Origin of the sequence: Thermosipho atlanticus DSM 15807, from assembly GCF_900129985.1 — a bacterium.
Lineage (GTDB): Bacteria > Thermotogota > Thermotogae > Thermotogales > Fervidobacteriaceae > Thermosipho_A > Thermosipho_A atlanticus.
In genome coordinates, this window is the sequence record NZ_FQXN01000005.1 from 114,777 (window position 1) to 139,824 (window position 25,048).

General features: G+C 31.5%; 22 protein-coding genes. 15 read left to right on the forward strand and 7 right to left on the reverse strand.

The annotated features are described in order from the left end of the window. Nucleotides 1–9: 9 nt before the first annotated feature. The gene (nagA, locus tag BUB65_RS07005; protein WP_073073549.1) at nucleotides 10–1,071 is read left to right on the forward strand and encodes an N-acetylglucosamine-6-phosphate deacetylase; all 1,062 of its coding nucleotides are present in this window, start codon (nucleotides 10–12) and stop codon (nucleotides 1,069–1,071) included. 9 nt (nucleotides 1,072–1,080) lie between these two features. Here nagA and BUB65_RS07010 read toward each other — a convergent pair whose 3' ends face one another. Beyond that, nucleotides 1,081–1,632, reverse strand: coding sequence for a prepilin-type N-terminal cleavage/methylation domain-containing protein (locus tag BUB65_RS07010; RefSeq protein ID WP_073073552.1), 552 nt, complete (start codon nucleotides 1,630–1,632; stop codon nucleotides 1,081–1,083). Nucleotides 1,633–1,747: 115 nt separating this feature from the next. Then, nucleotides 1,748–2,122, reverse strand: a complete 375-nt coding sequence (locus BUB65_RS07015; RefSeq protein ID WP_073073553.1) for a CoA-binding protein — start codon at nucleotides 2,120–2,122, stop codon at nucleotides 1,748–1,750. A gap of 138 nt (nucleotides 2,123–2,260) precedes the next feature. On the opposite strand from BUB65_RS07015, the gene BUB65_RS07020 reads away from it, so the two are divergent. After that, entirely contained in the window at nucleotides 2,261–3,139 is an 879-nt protein-coding gene (locus BUB65_RS07020) for an aldo/keto reductase (RefSeq protein WP_073073555.1), read from the forward strand. 209 nt (nucleotides 3,140–3,348) lie between these two features. Then, nucleotides 3,349–3,555 (forward strand): hypothetical protein, encoded by a 207-nt coding sequence (locus tag BUB65_RS07025; RefSeq protein WP_073073557.1) that lies wholly within the window; start codon nucleotides 3,349–3,351, stop codon nucleotides 3,553–3,555. A gap of 136 nt (nucleotides 3,556–3,691) precedes the next feature. Here BUB65_RS07025 and BUB65_RS07030 read toward each other — a convergent pair whose 3' ends face one another. Both BUB65_RS07030 and BUB65_RS07035 read right to left on the reverse strand, forming a co-directional pair. After that, a complete protein-coding gene (locus BUB65_RS07030; RefSeq protein WP_073073559.1) occupies nucleotides 3,692–4,723 on the reverse strand; it encodes an L-Ala-D/L-Glu epimerase in 1,032 nt (343 codons plus the stop codon). A 15-nt stretch (nucleotides 4,724–4,738) separates the two neighbouring features. Further along, complete coding sequence (locus tag BUB65_RS07035; RefSeq protein ID WP_073073561.1) at nucleotides 4,739–6,061, reverse strand: transglutaminase-like domain-containing protein; 1,323 nt, start codon at nucleotides 6,059–6,061, stop codon at nucleotides 4,739–4,741. Nucleotides 6,062–6,384: 323 nt separating this feature from the next. On the opposite strand from BUB65_RS07035, the gene BUB65_RS07040 reads away from it, so the two are divergent. Beyond that, nucleotides 6,385–7,605, forward strand: a complete 1,221-nt coding sequence (locus tag BUB65_RS07040; RefSeq protein ID WP_073073563.1) for a TrpB-like pyridoxal phosphate-dependent enzyme — start codon at nucleotides 6,385–6,387, stop codon at nucleotides 7,603–7,605. 29 nt (nucleotides 7,606–7,634) lie between these two features. Here BUB65_RS07040 and BUB65_RS07045 read toward each other — a convergent pair whose 3' ends face one another. After that, nucleotides 7,635–9,362 (reverse strand): phospho-sugar mutase, encoded by a 1,728-nt coding sequence (locus BUB65_RS07045; protein ID WP_073073564.1) that lies wholly within the window; start codon nucleotides 9,360–9,362, stop codon nucleotides 7,635–7,637. Nucleotides 9,363–9,600: 238 nt separating this feature from the next. On the opposite strand from BUB65_RS07045, the gene BUB65_RS07050 reads away from it, so the two are divergent. The 11 genes from BUB65_RS07050 (at nucleotide 9,601) to BUB65_RS07100 (ending at nucleotide 22,016) form a co-directional block, all read left to right on the forward strand. Then, nucleotides 9,601–10,854: an ABC transporter substrate-binding protein gene (locus tag BUB65_RS07050; RefSeq protein ID WP_073073566.1), complete on the forward strand. Its 1,254-nt coding sequence runs from the start codon at nucleotides 9,601–9,603 to the stop codon at nucleotides 10,852–10,854. 14 nt (nucleotides 10,855–10,868) lie between these two features. Beyond that, nucleotides 10,869–12,179 carry a hypothetical protein gene (locus tag BUB65_RS07055; RefSeq protein ID WP_073073568.1) on the forward strand — a complete coding sequence of 437 codons (1,311 nt, stop codon included), beginning with the start codon at nucleotides 10,869–10,871 and terminating at the stop codon, nucleotides 12,177–12,179. A 61-nt stretch (nucleotides 12,180–12,240) separates the two neighbouring features. Continuing rightward, on the forward strand, nucleotides 12,241–13,215 hold the full coding sequence (locus BUB65_RS07060) for a LacI family DNA-binding transcriptional regulator (RefSeq protein ID WP_073073570.1): 975 nt from the start codon (nucleotides 12,241–12,243) through the stop codon (nucleotides 13,213–13,215). Between the two features lie 10 nt (nucleotides 13,216–13,225). Further along, on the forward strand, nucleotides 13,226–14,104 hold the full coding sequence (locus BUB65_RS07065; RefSeq protein WP_073073572.1) for a carbohydrate ABC transporter permease: 879 nt from the start codon (nucleotides 13,226–13,228) through the stop codon (nucleotides 14,102–14,104). Further along, on the forward strand, nucleotides 14,101–14,925 hold the full coding sequence (locus tag BUB65_RS07070) for a carbohydrate ABC transporter permease (protein WP_073073573.1): 825 nt from the start codon (nucleotides 14,101–14,103) through the stop codon (nucleotides 14,923–14,925). Before BUB65_RS07065 ends, BUB65_RS07070 begins: the two co-directional genes overlap by 4 nt. A gap of 22 nt (nucleotides 14,926–14,947) precedes the next feature. Continuing rightward, nucleotides 14,948–15,832 (forward strand): glycoside hydrolase family 130 protein, encoded by an 885-nt coding sequence (locus tag BUB65_RS07075; RefSeq protein WP_073073574.1) that lies wholly within the window; start codon nucleotides 14,948–14,950, stop codon nucleotides 15,830–15,832. A gap of 4 nt (nucleotides 15,833–15,836) precedes the next feature. Then, complete coding sequence (gene aglA, locus BUB65_RS07080; protein ID WP_073073576.1) at nucleotides 15,837–17,258, forward strand: alpha-glucosidase AglA; 1,422 nt, start codon at nucleotides 15,837–15,839, stop codon at nucleotides 17,256–17,258. Between the two features lie 5 nt (nucleotides 17,259–17,263). After that, the gene (locus BUB65_RS07085) at nucleotides 17,264–19,345 is read left to right on the forward strand and encodes a glycoside hydrolase family protein (protein WP_073073578.1); all 2,082 of its coding nucleotides are present in this window, start codon (nucleotides 17,264–17,266) and stop codon (nucleotides 19,343–19,345) included. Between the two features lie 499 nt (nucleotides 19,346–19,844). Next, the gene (locus BUB65_RS07090) at nucleotides 19,845–20,219 is read left to right on the forward strand and encodes an ArsR/SmtB family transcription factor (protein ID WP_073073581.1); all 375 of its coding nucleotides are present in this window, start codon (nucleotides 19,845–19,847) and stop codon (nucleotides 20,217–20,219) included. Continuing rightward, complete coding sequence (gene arsB / locus BUB65_RS07095) at nucleotides 20,194–21,243, forward strand: ACR3 family arsenite efflux transporter (protein WP_073073583.1); 1,050 nt, start codon at nucleotides 20,194–20,196, stop codon at nucleotides 21,241–21,243. Before BUB65_RS07090 ends, arsB begins: the two co-directional genes overlap by 26 nt. Further along, nucleotides 21,240–22,016 carry a metallophosphoesterase family protein gene (locus BUB65_RS07100; protein WP_073073586.1) on the forward strand — a complete coding sequence of 259 codons (777 nt, stop codon included), beginning with the start codon at nucleotides 21,240–21,242 and terminating at the stop codon, nucleotides 22,014–22,016. The genes arsB and BUB65_RS07100 overlap by 4 nt, the downstream gene beginning before the upstream one ends. Here BUB65_RS07100 and mutL read toward each other — a convergent pair. Both mutL and BUB65_RS07110 read right to left on the reverse strand, forming a co-directional pair. After that, on the reverse strand, nucleotides 22,013–23,680 hold the full coding sequence (gene mutL / locus BUB65_RS07105) for a DNA mismatch repair endonuclease MutL (RefSeq protein WP_073073588.1): 1,668 nt from the start codon (nucleotides 23,678–23,680) through the stop codon (nucleotides 22,013–22,015). The two genes, BUB65_RS07100 and mutL, sit on opposite strands and share 4 nt — an antisense overlap. After that, nucleotides 23,680–25,047, reverse strand: coding sequence for an alpha-amylase family glycosyl hydrolase (locus BUB65_RS07110; protein ID WP_073073591.1), 1,368 nt, complete (start codon nucleotides 25,045–25,047; stop codon nucleotides 23,680–23,682). The genes mutL and BUB65_RS07110 overlap by 1 nt, the downstream gene beginning before the upstream one ends. Nucleotide 25,048: the final 1 nt, after the last annotated feature.

Consider the following 25,048-nt stretch of genomic DNA (forward strand, 5'->3'; position numbering starts at 1 on the left):
TGGGGTTGCATGGTTATAGAAAGAGTATTAATAGTTGATCCCATTGATGGAGAATATTGTGGAAGTGTGGTAATAGAAAACGGCGTTATAGTGGATATTATAAAAAATAATTCTGCTCCAAGGTACATCGTTATGCCAGGGTTTGTTGACTCCCACTCTCATGGAAAAGCAGGTATTGACTGCATGACTGCATCATCATTAGAATTTGAAAATTGGGCTGAGCACGTAAGGACAGAAGGAGTAACCTATCTTTTTCCTACAACTGTTTCTTCCTCTAAGAAATCTTTAGAAAATGTGGTTGCCAATTTTTCTAAAGCTAATCATCCCGTTCTTAATTTTCTTCATTTTGAAGGTCCTTTTATTAATATTGAAAGATCCGGAGCACAAAATAAAAAATATATTACAAGTTTTTCAAAAGATAGATTGCCTGAAGTGAAAGATAAGGTGAAAATAATTACTGCGGCACCTGAAGTGGAAAAGTTCAATGAATTAATAAAATTTGCAAAAAAGGAAAACATTGTAATATCTTTAGGTCATTCAAATGGAACATTTAAAGATTTTAAAGAATCGTTTGAAAAAGGAATAAATAGAGTTCCCCATTTTCCAAATGCTTTAAAAAGATTTCATCATCGAGATGTGGGCCCGATTGGTGCGGTTTTTTTGTATAAATTTTATGTAGAACTCATTGTTGACAATATGCATTTGTCCAACGAGTTTTTAAAACTTGTATATAATATATTAGGTCCAAAGAGAATAATGCTAGTTACTGATAGTATTCCAGCAGCAGGTTTAGAAGATGGCATATATAACCTTGGAGAAATGAATGTAAAAGTAAAAAATGGAGTAGCAAGGCTTGAAAATGGGTCACTTGCTGGAAGTACTTTAAAATATATTGAAGGGGTAAAAAATTTTAGAAAGGCAACAAATTGTTCTTTAAAAGAACTTTCAATGGTAACATCATATAATTCTCTTAAGCTACTTGGAATAAAAGGAGGAAGAATAAGAAGGGGTTATCCGGCAAAAATTGTAATTTTAGACGAAGATTTAAATGTGAAAAAAACAATAGTTTAAAATGTAAGCTCAAAATTGTAAAAATTCTAAGTTATATATTTTCTCATAAAGATAAGCGTAAAAGATATAACCATCTTCACATATCTGTATTATCAAAGCTCCGTTAAACTTTTCTTTGCTACTTTCTGCTGCATTAAGTGGGAACAAATATTTGTTTGGATTATCTATTGCCTTTGCTATTTTAATTTTTCTTTGTGAAATAACTACAGCAGCACTTTCAGCACTACTTACTTGAAGAGTTGTTATTATTTCACTGTTTTTGTTCAGTGGGTTGTAGATTTTGATACCTGTATTAGTTAATTTTGCTTTCAATTCATTCCTAAGGTAAAAGGGATTGGTGGCATTTTCGTAGGATGGAAGTGTAGAGTCAAAAACTATAGATACAACTGCTTCCATCAAAACTTTTTGGTTTGCTTTTAAAGTATTTATTATACTTCGTTCAACAATTTTTGGATATGAAAAAGCAACTATGAGCATAAGAGCAGCAATAATAGCTAAGATAATTAATAATTCGATTAATGTAAAACCGTTTTTGAATTGTTTTTTTTTGTATTTTTCCATATACTCTTCCTCCAATGGTATTTGAGGTTAGCTTTTTTGAAAATTATAACAAAATATGGAATAAACGCAAAAAAAGGCTAAAAAATACGTTAAAAGACAAAATTGTTAGTCTCTTTTAATTTTTGTTAGTTTCTACCATTATGCACAAATCGTGGGCAGCTTTTATGTTATTTTTTTTCAAATACTCGTTTATATCTTCAGAATAAGCTCCTGGTTGGTACCACAAATTTTTAAATCCGTATTTAAGTGCTTCTTTAGTAATCTCAAGGCCTACTTTTGGGGGAACAACAAATACAAGAAGATCAACTTCTTTGGGTAAATCCTTAACTTCTTTTACAGTTTTAATTCCTTCTATTTCATCATATTTTGGTGTAACTGGAATAATTTCAAATCCTTTCTTTTTTAGATCTCTAATGATGATATTTCCATATTTTTCTCTGTTGGTTGTTGCACCAATTACAGCGACTTTCTTTATTGTTTTCAAATTCATTTTAAAATACCTCCTTTTAGAATTTTCTTGACATTAATATTATATCAAGAATGGGAATGATTTAAAATTCATAATATTTTACCGTTTTTTCGAGAATTATGATGTATAATAAAATAAAAAATGAAAGAGGATGAAAATATGCAAGTTAAGTTGAGTAGAGTAATTCATGGAATCATGCGAATAAAGGATTGGGGTTATTCATTAAAAGAGTTTTTAGATTTTATACATCAATTAATTGATATTGGTGTTACGACATTTGATTTGGCAGATATATATGGGGATTATGAGGCTCAAGAGATATTTGGGAGAATTTTTGAGATTGAACCATCTTTAAGAAAAAAAGTGCAAATAATATCTAAAACTGGTATAGTGCTATTGTCACAAAAAAAGCCTCAAATTTATATAAAGCACTATGATACATCAAAAAAGCACATTTTAAAATCTGTTGAAAGAACACTTAAAGATTTGCGAACGGATTATTTAGATGTTCTTTTAATTCATAGACCAGATCCTTTGATGAATCCAGAGGAAATCTCAGAAGCGTTTGAGTATTTAAGAGAAAATGGTTTGGTACTGACTTTTGGTGTCTCAAATTTCAATCCTCACCAAATGTCTCTTATTAAATCAAAGGTTAAAGAACCGATCCTTTACAATCAAATAGAAATTTCTCCTCTACAAGTTAACCCATTTTTCGATGGAACACTTGATTATTGTTTAGAAAAAAATATAATTCCAATGGCATGGTCTCCGGTTGCAGGTGGAAGAATTTTTAAGATTAACAATGAGAGAAATTTAAGAGTATTAAAAGCTTTGAAAAAAGTTGCAGAAAATCATGGAACTTCGGTTGAGCATATCATATATGCATTTTTGTATAAACATCCTTCTAAGATATACCCCGTAGTTGGAAGTGGTAAGTTCGAGAGAGTAAAGGTTGCTGTTGAAGCTTTAGAATTAGAGCTTGATAGACAAGAATGGTTTTACATTTTAAAAGCTTCAACAGGATACGATGTTCCATAGAGTGAATTTTTTGAGGGCGGAATTAAGGATTCTTTGTTGTGGAGGCATTTACAAAAGAACCTTTTAAAAGAAATAAATTTGCTGATTATGAAAAATAACTTTTAGCAACTGAAATTAGATTTTCTGAAACAGAATTTAAAATAGACTATTTTACCCCTGTTTCTGAGATAAATCTCTGCAGTCATGCTACAATTGCTTCTTTTGGTGTTTTGAAGAAATTGCATTTTATAAAATCAAAAGAGTATAATTTTTGTGTATCGTGTTATACAAAAGGCAGAATTGTAAATGCTAAAGATTTTGTGCATTTGTATAGAATTGAAGAGGAATCTACAACAGCTACAGCAAATGGCATGCTTTTATATTATTTGCATCACTATGGGATTGCAAAGAAGGAAAGAGTTTATAAAATAATTTAAAATAGAGATTTAAAATAGAAGATCCAAAATTTTCATAAAAATAAAGATCAGAATATTTAAAAGTTAAAATAGTGGGAAGAGCTAGAATTACATTATCAGGTAAATTGGAAATATAAAAGTCCGCATGTGCGGACTTTTATATTGCGATATGATAGGGTATTTCAGTTTTGTATTTTCCTCTAAATTTATCTTCTTTAAGCATCAGAGCGCTATCAAGGTCGTGAAAATCAAAAGCACCTGTTCCAAGAGCAAAATGAACACTCTGGTTTATTCCAAGACTTGATTCTCCCATACATCCGATCATGAGATGTAAATTTGCAGCTTTTGCCATTTCAACAATTGCTAAGGCATCTGATATACCACTTTTCATAAGCTTGATGTTGATATAATCAACTGCTTCTTCTTTGATTAATCTTAAAACATCGTATTTTGTTTTTGCACTTTCATCTGCTCCCACAGGAAACGGTGAATTAAATCTGACAAATTTTAATCCTTCAATATCATGCATTGGAACAGGTTGTTCAAAGACATGAATATCTATCCCTTTTTTATAGATTTCTTTTGCAAACTTTATAGCTTGTTTTGGAGTATACCCCATATTTGCATCAACTATGTATTTTGCTCCTTTTGAAACTTCATAAATTTTTTCCATTGCTTCTATGTCTTCTTTTAAATTTTCTCCAACTTTGATTTTTATTATTCTAAATCCTTCTTCGAAAATATTTTTTGCATCCAATACTCTCTCTTCTAGGGAGCCAATACTTACAGTTTTATCTGTTTCTATTTTGTTTTTGGATCCTCCAAGAATTTTATATACAGGAACACCTATTTCTTCTGAAAAAGCATCCAAGGTTGCATACTGAACAGCTGCTTTTATACTTGGGGATGCGAAAAATTTATCGGTGATATCAAAAATTTGTCTGTAGTTTTGAACATCCAGTCCTTTTAATGCTTCGTTAATAATTGGTTCTAAGGAAAGTAATGCTTCAACTTTTTCGCCATTTACTCTAAATGAGGGAGAAGCTTCTCCATATCCAACTACACCACTATCTAATTCTATAGATACTTCAATGTTGTTGGATTGACTAGAAATACTTCCAGTTATATGAAATGGTTTTTCATATTTAAATGTAGTCAATTTGAATTTTATTAACTTTATTTTTCCCATATGTTATTCCTCCTTTTATTTGATTTCTTCAAATGTTAATATTTCTATTTTTGATTCAGTATCAATAATATAACTGTGTTCAGATTCCATCTCACCGATTTGGTTATCATATGGATCATTTCTGAAATATTTCTTTTTTGGACTGAAACTTGCTTGAAAATCTAAATTTGCAAACATTCTGTAACCGTCTAAGTTAGTAAAATAAAACTGTCTCATTTCTTCGTTATTGCGCCTGCTGGAACCGAAAGATAAATCAGCTGGAACCCAACCAGAATCTTTCAAATAAATTAATGCCCAATCATGTGGAGAAGCTCCCAATGGTGTTACGAACCAGCCAGATTGCCATTTTGCTGGTATGCCTGCCATTCTACAAAGGGTAATAAATGTTGAAGCGTAAAAACCACAATCTCCTCTAAATACTGTTGTGACATATTCTGGAATATTATCGTATAAAGCATATGGTAATACGTATGAGTAACGTACATTGAGAGTAAGGAAATCGTATATTTTTCTTGCAATTTCATAATCATTGTCTTTATTAGTTCCCTTTAAAATTTTATTTAAAACTTTTTGAAGATAAGGAGTGAACAAAATATGAGGAGATTTTTCGGAAAGATCTTTCTTTGTGGGAAGGGGTTTAAAAAATTTGAATTTTTCTTTAATCCATTCAGAAACTATATAACTAAATTCTATCCAAAATTCATCTGTATCTTTCCCTTCCATATAGACTGTTCTTTGAAGAGATTTACTAGAAGCAAGTTTGTAATCATGACTTGTTTTAATTAATTTTACATTATTTTGTTGATACTTTTCTAAAGGAAACGGAAGCCAAACAAAGACTTTTTCATTAAGAGGTTTCTTCCTTTTTATAGACACTCTTGCTTTTACAAAGTATTTTTTTGGTTCTTTGGTATTTAAAAGTCTTTCAACAGATTCGTTTGTTAGCTTGCGTATTTTCTTGCGTTCAGGATCGACTTTTTGTTTTTTACTATATTCTTCAAGAGAAAAACCAATATTGTAGTGAAATCTTTCCTGAAATTTAATTTCGCCATTAATGTATCTAAAATCTAAGTAACCATTCTTTAGTAAATTTTCAAAATCAGATTTTTTAACTCCTTTGAAAAGTTTTTTAAAAAGTTTTACAGCTTCGTCTTTGGTGTAGGGATAAGATTTCTCAAGAAGTTCTAATCTAAAAAGTTCGAATTTTAATCTTTCTTTCATTTCTTTTGGAATAGGTTTTTTCATTCTTTCCTTTATTGAATTTCTTGCTTGTTCGAACATGCCAAGCCAGATAAGTTTTCTAATGTCTTCTGGTAAAGGAGTAGTTAGAAAATCCATCTTTATCCCCCCTCTGCTCATTTGTTTTAATTATAACACTGGATTAGTTAGCAAAACAAATTTTTTGTTTTTATTTTTGCATTTCATATAATTTGTTGACATATTTGTTGCTTTATGTTACAATATTGAAAACATGCAAAGGAAGGTAAAGATATGCAGGAAAAACTTTCAAAGAAAATAATGTATGTTAGTTCAATTCATGGTAAAAGTTTTGTTTGGTGGTGGAAAAGTGGCAATTGTCCACCACCTTTGTTGTGGTAAAGAACTATTTTTAAAAGGACAATTGCCGGGCAAATATGCCCGGCTTTTTTTTTTAAAAGAAAATTTTAAAAAGGAGGTATGAAGCAGATCTACCGTTCAAACTTGATCCACCTCTTGATCCCGAAACAAACAAACCAATGCCAGCAGAAAAATTACTGAAAATTTTCGCATATCCTTTGTTGGAACAAGAAATGTCAAACGAACGATTTATTAAAATTCCAGATGAAATATTAAATGAATATGCAGTCTTTAGACCAACACCGTTGATTAGAGCTAATTTTCTTGAAGAATACTTGGAAACGCCTGCAAAAATTTTCTATAAATATGAAGGAGTAAGCCCTACGGGAAGTCATAAGGTTAATACGGCTCTTGCACAAGCGTATTACAACAAACTTGTAGGAACCAAAGAGCTTTACACAGAAACAGGAGCAGGACAGTGGGGGAGTGCTCTTTCATATGCTGGATTGAAATTTGACTTGAGTATAAAAGTATTTATGGTCAGAGTTAGTTATATGCAAAAACCTGCTAGAAAACAATTAATAAATCTTTTTGGAGGTGAAGTTGTTCCCTCTCCAAGTAGATTGACTACTTCGGGCAGGAGATATGAAGAAAACCATCCGGGAAGCCTTGGAATTGCAATTAGTGAAGCAATGGAGAAAGTAATAGAGCAAGAAGATGCAAAATACGCTCTTGGAAGCGTGATGAACCATGTGCTTTTGCATCAAACAATAATAGGATTAGAAATAAAGAAGCAACTTGAAAAGATAGGATTAAAACCTGATGTATTGATAGGATGTCATGGAGGAGGTTCAAATTTTGGAGGAACAATTCTTCCATTTGTTTCTGAAAAATTATCTGGAAAGAACTTAAAATTTCTAGCATGTGAACCTGAAAGTTGCCCGACTTTGACAAAAGGTGAATACAGATACGATTATGGTGACAGTGTAGGTCTAACTCCTCTTTTAAAAATGTACACACTTGGTAAGGATTTTGTCCCACCTAAAATACATGCTGGAGGGCTAAGATATCACGGGGCAGCTCCTATTATTTCTGCACTTGTCAAACATGGTTTGGTAGAACCTAGTTTTTTTAGTCAAGAGGAAACTTTTAAAGTTGCAAAGCTTTTTGTAAAGTTGGAAGGAATTATACCTGCTCCCGAATCTGCTCATGCGATAGCTGGAGCAATAAAAGAAGCGTTAAAAGCAAAGGAAGAAAATAAAGAAAAAGTAATTGTTTTTACACTTTCTGGACATGGTTTATTTGATTTAGCTGCATATGTATAAATGATAAAAAGCCACCGAGAGGTGGCTTTTTATACTGATTTAACTATTTCTTTAAAGGTTTTTTCTATGAGTTTTAGTTTTTCTTCAGATCTTTTCCTGTCTTTGTCAAAGGAATATATATATACCTTGAGCTTTGGTTCTGTACCAGATGGTCTTACAGCATACCAACTTCCATCATCAAAGAAAAATCTTAGAACATTTGAAGAAAGAATATGGTCTTTATTCACTTCACCTATTTTATTTCCTTCACTATCGTATATATTTCCATACAAATAGTCAATATATTTTACTAATTTTAATTCTCCAATTTGTTTTGGGAAGTTTTCTCTGTAAAAGCTCATGATTTTATTTATTTTTTTCATACCTTCAATGCCTTCGAATATTAAAGAAAAGTTGTTTTCAAGGTAGTATCCATATTTTTCATATAATTCATTTAATACATCTACAAGGGTTTTTCCGAATTTTTTGTAATATCCTGTTGCTTCAGAAAGCAACATAGCAGAAATGACGCCATCTTTATCTCTGACAAAGGTTCCTGTAACAAAACCAATACTTTCTTCATATCCAAATTCAAATTGATAATCCTCTTTTTCAAGTTTGTTTTCAAGTCCACAGATATTTTTGAAACCAGTTAATGTTTCGAAAGTTTCAACATTAAATTCTTTTGCAACTCGCTTTCCGAGGTTTCCGGTAACAATGGATTTGATTATTATACTTTTCGAAGATAATAGATTTTTCTTCTTTCTTTGGCTTAAAAGGTATTGAATTAAGATAGCTCCAGTTTGATTCCCATTAAGTGGAACATACTCACCATTATGATATACCATTACAGCTAATCTATCACAATCTGGGTCGGTGGCAAGTATTATATCTGCCTTTTTTTCATGAGCCAGTTTAAGAGCAAGTTTGAAAGCTTTGATATCTTCAGGATTAGGGTATCCAACTGTTTTAAAATCAGGATCTGGAGATTCTTGTTCTTTGACAACAAAGACATTTTTGAACCCTCTTACGCTTAATATGTGACGTACTGGAATATTACCTGTACCATTTAATGGTGTGTAAACAATTTTGATATTTTTATCAATTTCTTCATTTAAAGCAAGATTTAACACATTTTTGTAATATTCTTCATCAATTTCTCTACCTATCATTTCGATTAACCCTTTTGAGATTCCTTCATCAAATGGTATTTTTTTTATTACACCGAAATCCTTGATTGCTTGAATATTCTTTTGAACAGGTATTGCAACGTCATCTAAAATCTGAGAACCTTCATCCCAATATACTTTGTATCCATTATATTCCGGTGGATTATGACTTGCTGTAATAACTATGCCAGCTGTGGCGTGTAAGTGTCTAACAGCAAATGACAATTCGGGGGTTGGTCTAATGTCGTTAAAAATATAAACTTTTATACCATTACCCGCAAGAACCTCAGCAGAGATCCTGGCAAAATCTTTAGAAAAGTGCCTTACATCATATGCAATTACAACTCCTTTTTGGGCTAAGTTTTTACCTTTAGAATTTATAAAATCTGCAAGCCCTTGTGTTGCTCGTGCAACAATGTATTTGTTCATTCTGTTAGTCCCAGCACCCAACTTACCCCTTAACCCTGCTGTACCAAATTCAAGATCTTTAAAAAATCTTTCTTTTATTTCTTCTTCATTTCCTTCAATTAACCGAAGTTCCTTTTTAGTTTCTTCGTCTATATATGGACTTTCAAGCCATCTTTTATATTCTTCAAGATAATTTTTCATTTCAACACCTCCTTATAATATATTTTAACACATTAAAGTTTTTTATTAAGTCTTTACAGTAATCAAAAGTGTAAACGCTTACAGAAAAATTAAGTTATTTTTAGAAAAACAAAGATTTTTGGGGATAATTTTTGTTAATTTTCTGTATTTACGAGGAATTTTATTTGTTTCTTTTGTGCCAAATATGGTAATTTACTAACAAGCATGTAAACGCTTACAATAATAAGGAGGTGGGAAAATGAGAAATTTTGTAATTATTATCTTAGTTCTGTTAAGTTTAGTTGTGTTTTCCACGAAGATTGTTTTTTGGACAGCGCCAAATCCTTTGCAAGAGCAATTTTGGAAACCTTTAATTGAGGAATGGAACAATAACCATCCAAATGCTCAGATTGATTGGAAAACCATTCCTGCGGCAGGAAGTTCCGAAGAAGCTATACTTACTGCGGTTGCCGCTGGAAGTGCCCCGGATTTTTGTACGAATATTTTTAGTGGATTTGCGGCCCAACTTGCTGAACAAGGTATTATTGTTCCTTTAGATGAGGAGTTTGGTAAAGAATTTTTTGATTTAGTTGAAGTTAGGAAAATGAAAAACATCATTGAAGGTTGGAAGTTGAATGGTCATTATTATGTCTTTCCGATTTACTCCAATCCAATTTTGATGTGGTGGAGAAAAGACAAGCTTCAGGAACTAGGTTTTGATAGACCTCCTAGAACATATTCTGATATCTATGAAATTGCGAAAAAATATGCCAATCCACCAGATAGATATGCAATGCAGGTTGTTCAAGGTAGAAATTGGTGGGACAGATGGTTTGACTTTATAACATATTATTATGCTGCAAGTTCAGGAAAATCTTATATTGATACAAAAAGATACAGAGCAATCTTTAACGATGAGTATGGAAAAGCAGTGGCTAACTTTATCTATACAATGTTTAAGAACAAATGGACAGCAGTAGAAATGGGTAATCAATTTTCACTTTCTAGTGGGAAAGCATTAGGTGTTCTGCAAGGTCCGTGGTCAATAAATTGGGCCAAGAATACATATCCAGAAGTATATGAAAACCTTTGGATTTCTCCTCCGCCTGTTCCTGATAACTATAAAGGAGAATCTGTCAAAACTTTTGCTGATACAAAAGGTTTAGTAGTGTTTAGTAGTTCGAAACACAAAAAAGAAATTTTCGAATTTATTAAATGGGTATTTAGTGATCCTAGGAATGATGTAAGGTGGATTGAACTTACCAAAATGCCACCTGCAAGAGAAGATCTTATAACAAATCCTTTGTTTAAAAAATTCATGGATGAAGATCCATATTTTGCAGCTTATGCCAAAGAAGTTGGAAATGCTGTTCCACCAGCCCTTATTACTAACACTATTGATGTACAGGATGCAATGACCACTTACTTGATTGAGCCTTTAATGTATTTAAAAAGTAAACCTGAAGATGCTTTGAAAAGATGTGTAAAAGAAATTAACAAGATACTTTATTAAGAGGAGGGGTATATATGAAAAGATTGTTGATTTTTGCTCTTATATTCATTGGTGTTTTAGTTTTACCTTTCACTTTAAAAATTCATGCAGGTAGTGTAGAAGTACCAATTACAATGAAAATGTCCGATTTTCTCGATTACGTTCCTGACGATGTAGATCTATATTGGGATGGAATAAGGGTAAAAGTGGGTGGCTTATATGTTCCATTTCAAATTGATGATGTCGATGGAAATGGAAGAATTTCAGGAAATGATTATTTAGTTTTCCTTGGCAAAGGAGAATGTGAGATAATTATACCAGAAAATGAAACTGCAGTTGTGAATTTTGAAAATTACTTTTCTGTTAACAAAGATGGTAATGACTGGGTAGTTACTGGAAAAAACGGTGAACAATTTAAAGTAGATGATCATGGTCTTGTACATGTGACAAAATTTGGAAAAATAGAAGGGACAATTTTGGATGAAATAGGTGTTTTAAGAGTAGCAGGCTTTGCGAATAGTACATATTATGTGAATGGTGAATTAGGTAAACATTTCGAAGAGGTTTCATATGCATTTGAGCCAATTTCGGTAAAAGTTATTCCCGGCCCAGTTGCGGTAAGCGTATATGCACAACTCAGATCTATTACGTTTTCTGGACTCAATCAATATATAGTTACTCGTGTATTTAAAAATGACGATATATTGGTTAATAACAATGTTTCATTTAAAAATTATGCAGATTTGATGAAACTCCAACATATGGTTACAAGAGTTCTTACCAGTGTTGACAGTGAAGCAGTTCACGTTTTACCAGTATTTAGGAAGTTGGTTTGGGCAGATCAATTAAATATTACACCGTATGAGTACTGGCTTCAAAGAAATGCAATAAAAATTGTAGACAATGTACCATATATTGTATTTCCTGCTATGGATTCTATGAAACCATTGTGGTGGGGCGCAACTTACATTTTTGCTTCCCAGGAAAGATGGAGAGGAAATTATTCTGAAAAGTATGGATTAGGTGTAGCAGAAATTTTACCGGAAATACCTGTTGTTAAAGATAATTTCGAGGATTGGATAAATGGCAATACCTGGGTCTTTGAATCTCAAGAATTTAGAGATGGAGTTTTCAAATGGATTCCTGGGGAATTTGAGGCATTTGCAGCTACAAAAGGTGCTTATCCAACAGAAATGAAATTATGGCCTAATAGATATTATGCCGGACAAAAGGTGAATTTTGTGAGACTCTATAGCATATCAAAAGCTGGTGATCTTGAAAGTTGGATAAGATGGTTAGAAGAAAAAAGTAAATCTTTTAGGAGCATAAAAATAGTCAATGAGTAATTACAATGGTTGTGGGGAGATTTTTCCTCCCCACAGTTTTACCTTATAGGGAGGTATTTGAATGGTAACAATAGAGGATGTTGCAAAAAAGGCAGGAGTTTCAACGGCTACAGTGTCTAGAGTAATAAATAATGTTGGAAATGTTTCTGAGAAAACAAAAATGAAAGTATGGAAAGCGATTAATGAATTAAATTATAAACCAAAAATACTTGCTTCTGCCCTAGCAAGGCATAGGGAAAGATTTTTAGTTGGAATTTGTGAAAGTGAAAGATTAAAGAATATGGAAAAAGAAAAGATTGTTCCTGAGTTTTATACAGTAATTTTAACTGCTTTAGAGCAAATAGGAGAAGAATATGGATTAAAATTTTGTAAAATGAATTTATTTTCTCCTACGGAATGTGATGCATATATTCTTGTGGGTGGAGATACAACCAAGGAAGTTGTAGAGATGTATAGAGAATTAGGAAAACCGTTTTTATTGTTAGATCATTATATTCCTGGAGAAAAAGTAGATTGTATTGTTACTAATGGATTTGACGGAGCATATTATGCAACAAGTTATTTGATAAAAAAAGGATTAAGAAAGATATTTCATATACATGGTCCTTTAAATTCATATGGATTTAAAGGAAGATATGATGGATATACAAGTGCAATGAAAGAAGCAGGACTTCTTCCAAAATATTACGAATATGATGATGTGAAGAATAATATGGATGATGTAATAGAATTTATGCTGCGAAAAAATGATATACCTGAAGCAATTTTTGCTTCTAACGATATAACGGCTATGAGGATTATTAAGGAACTGAAAAAAAGAAATATAAAAGTGCCTGATGAAGTATCAATAATAGGATTTGATGATATTATAAGTGCAAAAGATTTTGAACCTTCACTGACAACTTTAAAAGTTTTTAAAGATGAAATGGGATCTCTAGCTGCAACAAGAATATACGAGTTATTAGTTGGTCATAATGTTCATCCCGTAATGGTATCCCTTTTCACAAAGTTTATAAAAAGAAAAAGTTCAATTTAGGGGTGATAAATTGACTTCGAAAATAAGAAGGAGAGAAAATTATCTGGGATGGAGTTTTTCATCCATTTATTTAATATATACAGCGTTATTTTGGGGTTACCCTTTTGTTTGGTTAGTTATCCTTTCATTTTCTAAGTGGAATTTTTTTGGAACCCCGAGACCCGTTGGTTTTAGAAATTTTATAAGGTTATTTTCTGATCCTATATTTTGGAGAATATTTTTAAATACAGTAAATTTTATGGTTTATTTTATTCCAATGGTGGTTGTTTTATCGCTGCTGTTCGCGTTAGCTTTGTACAGAGTAAGTCTTTTTAGAACATTTTTTGCTTTAAGTTTTTTAGTTGCAAATGTTTCTTCTGGGGTAGCATATTCAATATTATTTTCGAATCTTTTTTCAGAGAGTGGACCAATTAATAGTTTTTTATACAAAAGTTTTGGCTTTACGATTCCTTGGTTTAGTGATCCGCAATTTGCTTTATTATCAATAGCAATAATGGTGACATGGAAATTTGTAGGTTATTATGGATTGATCCTATTCGCAGGTCTCAATGCTATTCCAAAATCTTTATACGAAGCTGCGGAACTTGATGGAGCAAATAATTGGGAAAAATTCTGGAAGATAACTTTTCCATTGTTAAACCCCGCTTTAACCACAGTGCTTGTTTTTGCAGTAAATTTAACATTTGGAATATTCACAGAACCATATATGATAACAGGCGGAGGTCCAATGAGAAGAACCTTGACATTTATGATGCATATTTATACGACAGCGTTTCAGAGAATGAATCCCTCATATGCTGCGAGTCTTGCAGTAATTACTGGTTTATTAAGTTATGGTTGTGTTCTTCTTGTTCGTTTTTTGGTTGAAAGAGAGGTGTCATTGGTATGAAACGAAAAAAAAGTTTCCCATACTTTACTTTTGTTTTATTGTTCATTTCATCTTTAATATGGATATATCCATACTTTTGGCTTTTGTTTTCATCTTTTAAACCAACAAATGAAATATATACCCGATTTTGGCCGACCAAATTTACATTAGAACATTATAGATTAATCTTTCTTATGACAGATAAATTACAAAGGCCATTTTTGCGAGCATTATTAAATAGTATATTCATATCTGTTACTATAACTTTTGCAGTAGTTCTGACATCGGCATTTTTCGGTTATATGTTATCCAAATTAACTTTTAAAGGAAAAAAAGCTATCTTTAATTTTATTCTTTTTCAAATGCTTTTCCCGGGTTTTATGTTTATAGTTCCTTTGTTTGTGTTAATAAAAAATCTCGGATTGTTAAATACTTATTCCGCAATAATACTACCTTCAATTATAAGTGCATGGGGAAGTTTCATGTTTGCACAGAATTTCAAATCAATTCCAGATGATTATATAGAGGCTGCCAAAATTGATGGAGCGAATACTTTTTGGATTGTTATGAGAGTAATGTTTCCACTTGCACGTTCAACTGCTTCAATAGTGGGACTTTTTACATTTATTGGCGCTTGGGATAATTTTATGTGGCCTTTGATTGTTATGAAAGATTATAATAAAATGCCCCTTTCGGTTTTGCTTGCAAGTTTCAATCATGAATATAGTAGCTATGTAGGACCTATACTCGCCGGTTCAGTAATTCAAACTATTCCAATGGTTTTAATTTTTCTTATTTTTAGAAAATATTTCTTACAAGGAATTTCAGTATCGTTAAAATAGTGAATAGAAGGAGGTAGCTGATATGGAGCTAAAACTTCAAAGACATCCAAGAAATCCTTTATTTGGTCCAAATCCAAATCATCTTTGGGAGAGTAGGTTTGTATTTAATCCTGCGGTAGTTTTTGACGGAGAGTTGTTTCACATGCTTTACAGAGCTCAGGGAGAAGATATGGTTTCGAGGTTAGGATATGCTGTAAGTATAGATGGAGTAAATTGGAATAGGTTTGAAAAGCCAGTATTTAGTCCTGCTATTCAAGAAGAATTGTATGGAGTGGAAGATCCTCGAATTACATTTCTTGAAGGATATTATTATATAAATTACACAGCATATGCTCCTACTGGAATAAAAGTTGCGATGGCAAGAACTAAAAATTTCATTACATACGAAAGGTTTGGTCCAATTTTACCTGAAACCCCAAACAAGGATGCGGCACTTTTTCCAGAAAAAATTAATGGAAAATACGTTCTTATTCACAGGCTTGAGCCAGATATATGGCTTGCATTTTCAGATGATTTAATTCATTGGAGTGATTATGTAAAAATAGCTTCTCCTCGAAAAGGTTATTGGGATGACGTAAAAATAGGGGCAGGAGCTCCACCAATAAAAACAGAATATGGTTGGCTATTACTTTACCATGGTGTGCAAAATGGGCCTAGATATACTTACAGATTAGGTTTTATTTTATTAGATTTAAATGATCCAACAAAAGTAATAAAAAGGTCTGAAGAACCTATTTTAGAACCTGAAGAAGAATGGGAGATTTTTGGTGGAGTTCCAAATGTTGTATTTTCTGATGCTATGGTGAGATATAAAGATAAATACTATGTTTATTATGGAGGTGCTGACAATTATATAGCACTTGCTACGATTGATGTTGAACAAGTTGAAAAATGGATAAGGGGATGAAAGTATGTTCAAAATAGCGATAATTGGCGCTGGTAGCGCCGTTTTTTCTTTGAGAATTATAAGTGATTTAACAAAGACTTTTAAAGAAGTAGAAGTATCATTAATGGATATAAATGAAAGAAGATTGAAATCTGTATTGGTACTTGCAAAAAAGCTTAACGAGGAAATGGGAACAAATCTAAGATTTAGAACAACAAAAAATCTTGAAGAGGCAATAAATGGTGCAAGATTTGTTATAAATACGGCTCTTGTTGGAGGGCATGAATATCTTGAGAGAGTCAGAAAAATCAGTGAAAAGTGGGGATATTATAGAGGAATTGACTCGCAGGAATTTAATATGGTGTCTGATTATTTTACGATTTCAAATTACAATCAGTTGAATTTATTTTTAAGAGTGGCAAAATTGGTTGAGGAAAAGGCAGAAAAGGATAGTTGGCTTTTACAAGCAGCGAATCCTGTTTTTGAAGGTACTACCTTAATTTCTAGGGTTGTCCCTATAAATGTAGTGGGACTTTGTCACGGCCATTACGGAGTTCATCATATTGTGGAAACTTTAGGGTTGGATATGAAAAAAGTAGAGTGGCAAATTGCGGGAGTAAATCATGGAATATGGTTAAATAAATTCTTATATGACGGGAATGACGGATATGAATTGTTGAATAATTGGATTGAGAAAAACAAATATGAACCAAAACATCCCTTTGATGATCAACTTTCACCTGCAGCCATTGATATGTATAAATTTTATGGACAAATGCCCATAGGAGATACAGTTAGAAATTCTTCTTGGAAATATCATTATAATTTGGAAACGAAGATAAAGTGGTATGGAAAATTTGGAGGAGCTGATTCGGAAGTTGGTTGGAAATGGTATCAAGAAAACATAAGAACGATTTCTGAAATAATCAATGAGCTTTCAAATTACGTTTCTGAAAATCCAAGAGTCAAGTTACTAGATTACAATCTGTATAAAAACTTTTTACATGTGGATATATTTAAGGAGGAAATTGATAGTATTATAAACCCGGGAAGATTAAGTGGTGAGCAGCATGTTCCGTTTATAGATTCGATTGTTAACAACAAAAAACAAAGACTAATTGTTAATATTCCCAACAATGGAGTTATCGAAGGTATAGCTAATGACGTCATTGTAGAAATTCCTGCATTAGTTGATTCAACTGGTATACATCCAGAAAAGATAGAACCAAAGTTGTCAGAAAGAATAATTAAGTTTTACTTACAACCAAGGATAGTAAGAATGGAAATAGCAGTTGAAGCTTTTTTAACAGGGGATTTCAATTTATTAAAAGAATTTTTATTTAGGGATCCGAGAACAAAAAACGAAGAGCAAGTTGAGGGAGTTTTAAACGAGATATTAAACCTTCCTGAGAATACTGAAATGAGAAAGCATTATTTAGGAGGGTAATAGTTATGAAAAAATTAGTAGTTATACTTATTCTAATGTTTAGTTTACTTGTTTTTTCACAAATTAAAATAGATCATCTAGAATTTTTGGGTGAAGATTTTATATTAAACGGAGAAAAGGTTCATGGGTATTGGGTTTATGCAAACAAAAGTGGAGATACATATATTAAGGTTTCAGCTGCGGGTGAGGGAAATATATGTGTAGATGATGTTGCAAGAGCAGTGGTTTTTTATGTGGAGTTGTATGAATATACTAAAGATGAGAAATACCTTAATATTGCAAGAAAATCAGCAAAATTTCTCGTTCAAATGCAAGATTTCGATGGAGATTTTTACAATTTCGTATATGTTGATGGGACAATAAACAAAACCGGGATAACAAGTTCAAAACAACATTCTTGGTGGGCTGTGAGAGCTTTTTGGGCGTTAACAAAAATTGCAAAATACGATAGTACATTTTTAAGTAAAGCTTTGAAAGCTTATAAATTATTGTCAAAGTATGTAAAAAATGGCCTCTTAAACGGAGTAGGTGATCAAACAGCTGTATATATATTGGGTCTAATTGGGTTGTATGATTTAAACATAAATGTTGAACAAGATATTAGAAATTCCGCTGATGCAATTTTAAAACTATATAACCATGGATTTTTCAGTGTTTATCCCGAAAAAATTTCATGGCATGGTTGGGGAAATAGATATGTAGAAGCATTGGTTGAAAGTTATAAGGTCACAAAAAATGAACTATACTTAAAAATCGCAAGGAAAGCTTTAGAAATAGAAGGTCCCTTGTTTTTATCAACCGGCTTTATATATTCAATCTCAGATAACGTAAAGTTATTTCCCGAACTTTCTTATGCAGTTGAAAGCATAACAGTGGGTGCTATCAAGTATTATCTACTGACAAAAGAAGAAGATATAGGTATTTTATCTGCGCTCCTTGCTGGGTGGTACAAAGGTTTAAATAGACTTGGCAAACCAATGTATGGTCCAAATGGTGAAGGATTCGATGGAATGGAATTTGGACATATAAATTATAACGCTGGAGCAGAGTCAACCATTTCTGCATTAAGAACAATGCTTTATTTAGAAACTTTACCAGAGCAGTTGAGAAAGTATTCTGAAGAGAAGATAGTAAATTTGTATCCTATCTTGGTGTTAGAAGCTGAATCAGGTAATTGGGGTATATCCGATGTAAAAATAGTAGTTGATGGAAGATATAGTGGTTCAAGTGCTATTTCTTTTTCAGATAATCTTAGGTTAAAATTTAAAGTTACAAAATCGTTATACGATGTGATAGTAGTAGGTGAAGGAAAATACACCTGTATAATTTCGTCTTCAGATGGCAAATTAACAGAAGATTTAGAGGGGAATTACGTTTATATGGGAAAAATAAACTTGGAATCTTTCAGATTAACTTGTAAGGGGGAAGGTATAGTTGATCAAGTAATTTTGATTCCTGAAAAGTTTGGTATTTCAACTTCAAGTATTACTGTTTTGTATAAAAATGGTTTGATTATAAAAAAAGAAACATTAAAAAAACCGGAAATCAAGAAAAACAAAGATTATAAAGTTAATTATGAAATTAACAATAACTTCCTTTTATTTGACTTAGAACCTGTCTTCAACAATAATGGTATAGGAACCCCCTTTGAAGAAAAAGCAAATTTTGATAACCTTGGTTCAGTTTTAGGTAGCTATTTATCAAAAGACATTGTAAATAAAGTTAAGAATTATAACATACCATTTAAGATTTCTTTTAAAGGAAACGATAATATAAGATGTAATGGTCAGATTATAACCTTTGATAGCGTATACATCAAAAATTTATACTTATTAGTTTCTGCAAACCACGGGGATTATGAAGTTAATTTTAAGATAGGGGAAAAGATTTACACAGTAAAAGTTCCAGATTGGTGCTCGAATAATTTGGACATTACAGAAGATTTCAGATATCTTGCAACAGGGGAAAAACAGTTTATAAAATGTGGTTTTAAGGTGATAAAACTCGAGACAAATGATGAGGTTGAAAAGATAATTTTGCCAGATGAAATTAATGTTCATCTTTTTGCAATAACTGGAGAGTTTTAGTTTGATAAAAAGTGTATATTTAGTACCACTTTCGCGAGTAATAAACAAAAAATAAAGGAGTAAAAAGCAAAAAATTAAGAGATGAACCACACGAATAAGAAAATACAATTTTTTTGAACCTTGAAATTATCTAGTTAATTTTGTTCAAATGTTGGATTTTCTCCTTTACATTCCACATAATTAAAACCTATTAGACACAGGGGAATAATGTCCCTGTGTCTTTTAATTTTTATGTCCACATAGTTAATATTGAACAATAGTATTTTTCCGTTTTTCTTAAAATCATCAGGCTTTACATCCCACGTAGTTAATATTGAACTTTTATAAAACTAAGAAACATCAAGTTATACGATATAAGTATACAAAAATCTTTTAAACTTTCAAAACTATTTTAATAATACTTATTAAAGGAATATTTAATTCTTTATTCTGTTGAAAAAGATTGTGGTTTATAGTAAAATTATATTACCATATGGTCATTTGGTTATGAGGTGAAATGATGATTGAAGTTGTTGAAATTATAAAACTTTTTTCTAATGAAACAAGAGCAAGAATATTGTTTTTGATATGGAATAAAGAGCTTTGTAATTGTGATATAGAAAATGTTTTGAAAATTTCGCAATCAAATATTTCCAAACATTTAAGGCAAGCTGAATTTTTAAACTTTGTTGAAAAAAGAAAAGATTCATATTGGACTTATTATAAAATTAATCCACAGATGTGTGAAAAATATAAGTTTATAGAAGAAATTTTTAATGAACTATCAAAGATCGAACCTTTTAAATCTGATTTTGAAAAATTAGAAGAGTATTTAAAAACACCTGGCAGATGCAAAACGGAGGTAAAAAATGAAGAAAAAAATGAAATTCTTTGAAAAATATCTGAGCATATGGGTTGCTTTGTGTATTTTAAGTGGATTTTTACTTGGGAAAATATTCCCACAAATCCCTAAAACTCTTAGTAAGTGGGAATACGCCAATGTTTCTATTCCGATAGCCATTCTTATATGGTTTATGATTTATCCAATGATGTTAAAAATTGATTTTTCAAGTATTAAAAATGTAGGCAAAAATCCAAAAGGATTGTTTATTACATTAACAGTAAATTGGTTAATAAAACCATTTTCAATGTATTTTATAGCTTATATCTTCTTAAAAATTGTCTTTGGAAATATTATTGATCCAGAGCTCTCTTCCGAATATATGGCTGGAGCAGTTTTGCTTGGAGCTGCTCCATGCACGGCAATGGTTTTTGTTTGGAGTTATCTAACTAACGGTGATCCTTTATACACATTGGTTCAAGTTGCTATAAATGATTTGATTATTTTATTTGCTTTTGCTCCGATAGTTTCTTTCCTTTTAAAGGTTGGAAATATAACTGTTCCTTTTGGTACTTTATTATTTTCTGTAATGATATTTGTTCTTATTCCGTTGGTCGCAGCAATTATTACAAGGCATTATGTTATTAAAGTAAAGGGTAAATATTATCTTGAAAAAATTTTTATTCCAAAATTTTCTTCAATTTCAATTGTTGGGCTTTTACTTACTTTAATATTACTTTTTTCTTTTCAAGGAGAAACAATTGAAAAGAACTTTGTACATATGCTTTTAATTTCTGTTCCATTAATAATACAGACATTTTTAATTTTTGCAATTGGATATTTTTGGGCTTGCTTTTGGAAAGTACCTCATTCTATTGCTGCACCAGCAGCAATGATTGGTGCTAGTAATTTTTTTGAGCTTGCAGTAGCAGTTGCAATATCCCTGTTTGGATTTAATTCTGGGGCTGCTTTGGCAACAGTTGTAGGCGTGTTGGTGGAAGTCCCTGTGATGTTAACATTGGTGAGAATAGCCAATATGACAAAAAATAAATTTGTTAAGAAAGGAGTAACAAAATGAAAAAAGTAGCTTTCATTTCAGATATACATTCAAATTTAGAGGCTTTTGAAAGTGTTTTGAAAGATATAGAAAAAGAAAATGTTGAACAAATATATTGCTTAGGTGATCTAGTTGGATATGGTCCTAATCCCAATGAAGTAATTGAAACAATAAAATACAAAAACATTATTACAGTTTTAGGAAATTATGATGAAGCAGTTGGTTTTGAAAAAGACAATTGTGGTTGTTCGTATAATTCAGGAAGAGAAACTGAAGTAGGTGATGAATCTCTTTTTTGGACTATTAAGACAGTGAGTATAGAAAATAAAAACTTCTTGAGGAATCTTCCAAAGAAATTATCGATAGAGATAGAAGGAGTAAAGTTTTTTTTAGTTCACGGAAGCCCTTTAAATCCACTTTTGGAATATGTGAAACCAAATACGGATCCTGAAAGATTGAAAACTATTGTACGATCAGTAAAAGAGAATGTAATAATTAACGGCCATACCCATCTTGTTATGGCCAAGCACGTATTGGGAAAAACTATTTTAAATCCGGGAAGCGTAGGTAGGACAAAAAATGGAAAGCCTGGAGCAACATACATGATTTTGACAGTTAACAACGGAGTGTTTGAATATAGTTTTAAATTTATTGAATATAATGTTAGGAAAACTGTAGAAAAAATCATAAAAGTAGGTTTACCAGTTGAACTTGCAACAGTTCTTTCTCTAGGCGAAACTTTTGATATGGGAGAAGGAAAAAACAAAAAGAAAGATTATTTTTTCAAAGTTTAAGTTCTTTCGAAATATCTATCGAGATCGTTAAATGAGAGTTTTAAAAACAAAGGTCGGCCGTGTGGACAAGTGGTCAAACCTCTTTTTAAAACTTCTTCAATGAGAGTTTTAATTTCATTGTATTTAATGTCGTATCCCGTTTTTACGGCAGCTTTACACGCTTTATCTGCAATTATATGTTTCATGTTTTTAGGATTTTGATTGGGGATCCGGAGTTCATTTAGGATTTCCTTAAAGATATCTTCAAAATCTGAAATTTTAATAAAAGAAGGGATAGCTTTAATTTTAATAATATCATTTAGAATTTCAATGGAAAAACCTAATGTTTCAAAATCATGAAGTTTCTCTTTTAATAATTCCTTTAAACTTTTCCCAAGTTTAATGGTTATTGGAACAATTAGATTAATTGTTTCAATATTTTTGTTAAGTTTTTCTAAGATATTTTCATACAATACTCTTTCGTGAGCTGCGTGAAAATCCATGATGTATATACCATCTTCTCCTTCAAAGAGTACATATCTTTTTTTTAGAATTAAAACATCTTTTTTTAAGTCTACATTTTTTTGTGTTACATTGAACAAAGTAGTAATTTGGTCTATCGTTGAGTAGTCCTTTTTTGGTTCTTTAATGAGAGAAGGTTGTTTTTCAAAGTAATTTTTAAGCGATTGTTTTTTCTTTTTTTCAGATATGAATATTTGTTTTGAAACAAATTTTTTAATACCTTCTCTAACGGCCCTTATAATGTCAGAATAGACTAAATTTGGGTCGGAGAACTTAACTTCAAGTTTTTGTGGATGAACATTGACATCTATTGAGTGAGGAGGAATATTTATAAACAACACACCATATGGATGATTAATTAAAGCTTCTCCATACCCATTTTCAAAGATATAGTAAAGCATCTTATCCATAATATATCTTTTTTGTACAAAGAAAACTTGACCGCTTCTGTTTTTTCTGTTGTAATTAGGAGAAGAAATTATTCCATGCGTATATTTTCCTGAAATTTCTGTAAATTCTTTAACTTCAGGGAATATCAGATTGAATCTTTCAATTAAACTTGATGGTAAAACGTTATAAATTACTTCACCATCAGCTTTAAAAACAAAATGGATATTTGGGTTTGATAAGATGAATTTTTCAATAAATTCTGTGACTAATCTTTTTTCAACGTGGGGAGATTTTAGAAATTTTCGTCTTGCAGGTATGTTGAAAAACAGGTCAAAAACCTCCACTGTTGTTCCTTTTTCATTAGTTGGATAAGGTTCGATTTTTTTAATTTTTCCACCTATTATCTCAAGTCTATTTGATTCTTTAGAATTATTCGAAGTTATTACCATTCGACTTACTTTTGAAATTGAAGCTAAAGCTTCTCCTCTAAAACCATACATTTGTAAATTATAAATATCTTCAAAATTAGAGATCTTGCTTGTTGTGTGTTCTTCGATGGAAAGTAAAAGATCATCTTTTGACATACCAGAGCCATTGTCTTTTACTTTAATGTAACTTTTTCCGCCAGAAATGATCTCTACTTCAATAGAGGTTGCTCCCGCGTCTATTGAATTTTCAATAAGTTCTTTAACGACAGAATATGGACCTGCAACTACTTCTCCTGCCGCAATCTTACTGATTACCGAAGGTGGGAGTTTTTTTATTCTTTGCATTATTTAACCCTCGTTTCATATGGTTTTAATTTTATACCTTCAATTTCTTCTTCATGACCTGCAAGGTTATGATATACTCTAACATAGTTGTTACCGTCAGTAATTGTATATGCTATACCAAAAGAACTAGTTTTAATATCTTCTAACCAAGAATATGTCATCCAAGAATTTTCTTTCCTAAATCTGATCCAATATTTTACATAATTTAGCAAACTATTTTCTCGTGACTTTTGCTCTTCAACTGAAACACCTGTAAACGCATAATTAAAGCCAATGGATTTCCAAAGAGTTTGTCCGTCTGATGAAAGAGAAGCATACCATGGAAATGGTTCGAGAACATGTTCTGTAAAGTGTGAGTCGTATATTCCTTTCATTCCAAGTTCATCGCCATAATATATAAAAGGAACTCCAGGAGTTGTCATGAGTATTGCAAAAAATACTTTTCTTTGTTCTTCCGATTGGATAACAGAGGCGAGCCTTGTCATGTCATGATTACTAGTGAAGTTAGAAGATATATATATTTTTCTGTTATCTGAAAGAGTTCTTGTAAAGCAATCAAATATTTTATAAGTTGAACCTGTAGTAATTGACTCTCTAATAGCTTCTGTGAAATAAAAGTTAAAAGAACAACCAATTGTTTTTGCGTATTCAATAACAATTTCTGGATCGTCCCATACCTCAGTTACTGCAAACACATCTGGCTTTATTTCACGAGCCTTTCTCATTATTTTTTCCCAAAATTTTACATTTTTATCATGAAAGTAATGAAATTTCCCATTTTCAATATCGTAATCGTAAATATGTTTTGCGGCATCAAATCTAAAACCATCAACTCCTAGTTTTAACCAAAATTCTACTATTTCAAGTGCTTTTTCAACAACTTTGGGATTATCATAGTTTAAATCTGGAGAAGCTCCTCCAAAAACACCATAATACCATTTTCCTTTGTATGGATGCCACAATGGTTCGTTATCCCAATGTCTTTTTTCGTTGAGGTTAGTATTTTCTCTAGCCCAAAGAAAATAATCTTTATATTCTGGATCTCCAGAAAGAGCAGCTTTAAACCAAGGATGTCTTGACGATACATGATTTAAAGGAAGATCGACAATAATTTTTATATCATTTTTGTGTAGTTCATCAACCATTATTTTGAATTCTTCTAAATTGCCATATATGAGATTAGTATTAAAAAAATCTATAATGTCATATCCATGGTAACTTGGAGCGGTAAAATGAGGCATTAGCCAGACTAAATCTATTCCTAAGTCTTTTAGATAAGAAACGGATTTTGCTAAGCCAATAAAATCTCCTTCACCATCATTATTACTATCATAAAAAGAACGAATGTAAATTTCGTATCCGATCATA

Excerpts from the sequence above, each read along its gene's own strand:
- nagA (WP_073073549.1), top strand. The coding sequence starts at position 10 with ATGGTTATAGAAAGAGTATTAATAGTTGATCCCATTGATGGAGAATAT.
- BUB65_RS07010 (WP_073073552.1), bottom strand. The coding sequence starts at position 1,632 with ATGGAAAAATACAAAAAAAAACAATTCAAAAACGGTTTTACATTAATC.
- BUB65_RS07015 (WP_073073553.1), bottom strand. The coding sequence starts at position 2,122 with ATGAATTTGAAAACAATAAAGAAAGTCGCTGTAATTGGTGCAACAACC.
- BUB65_RS07020 (WP_073073555.1), top strand. The coding sequence starts at position 2,261 with ATGCAAGTTAAGTTGAGTAGAGTAATTCATGGAATCATGCGAATAAAG.
- BUB65_RS07030 (WP_073073559.1), bottom strand. The coding sequence starts at position 4,723 with ATGGGAAAAATAAAGTTAATAAAATTCAAATTGACTACATTTAAATAT.
- BUB65_RS07035 (WP_073073561.1), bottom strand. The coding sequence starts at position 6,061 with ATGGATTTTCTAACTACTCCTTTACCAGAAGACATTAGAAAACTTATC.
- BUB65_RS07045 (WP_073073564.1), bottom strand. The coding sequence starts at position 9,362 with ATGAAAAATTATCTTGAAGAATATAAAAGATGGCTTGAAAGTCCATAT.
- BUB65_RS07050 (WP_073073566.1), top strand. The coding sequence starts at position 9,601 with ATGAGAAATTTTGTAATTATTATCTTAGTTCTGTTAAGTTTAGTTGTG.
- BUB65_RS07055 (WP_073073568.1), top strand. The coding sequence starts at position 10,869 with ATGAAAAGATTGTTGATTTTTGCTCTTATATTCATTGGTGTTTTAGTT.
- BUB65_RS07060 (WP_073073570.1), top strand. The coding sequence starts at position 12,241 with ATGGTAACAATAGAGGATGTTGCAAAAAAGGCAGGAGTTTCAACGGCT.
- BUB65_RS07070 (WP_073073573.1), top strand. The coding sequence starts at position 14,101 with ATGAAACGAAAAAAAAGTTTCCCATACTTTACTTTTGTTTTATTGTTC.
- BUB65_RS07075 (WP_073073574.1), top strand. The coding sequence starts at position 14,948 with ATGGAGCTAAAACTTCAAAGACATCCAAGAAATCCTTTATTTGGTCCA.
- aglA (WP_073073576.1), top strand. The coding sequence starts at position 15,837 with ATGTTCAAAATAGCGATAATTGGCGCTGGTAGCGCCGTTTTTTCTTTG.
- BUB65_RS07085 (WP_073073578.1), top strand. The coding sequence starts at position 17,264 with ATGAAAAAATTAGTAGTTATACTTATTCTAATGTTTAGTTTACTTGTT.
- BUB65_RS07090 (WP_073073581.1), top strand. The coding sequence starts at position 19,845 with ATGATTGAAGTTGTTGAAATTATAAAACTTTTTTCTAATGAAACAAGA.
- arsB (WP_073073583.1), top strand. The coding sequence starts at position 20,194 with ATGAAGAAAAAAATGAAATTCTTTGAAAAATATCTGAGCATATGGGTT.
- BUB65_RS07100 (WP_073073586.1), top strand. The coding sequence starts at position 21,240 with ATGAAAAAAGTAGCTTTCATTTCAGATATACATTCAAATTTAGAGGCT.
- mutL (WP_073073588.1), bottom strand. The coding sequence starts at position 23,680 with ATGCAAAGAATAAAAAAACTCCCACCTTCGGTAATCAGTAAGATTGCG.
- BUB65_RS07110 (WP_073073591.1), bottom strand. The coding sequence starts at position 25,047 with ATGATCGGATACGAAATTTACATTCGTTCTTTTTATGATAGTAATAAT.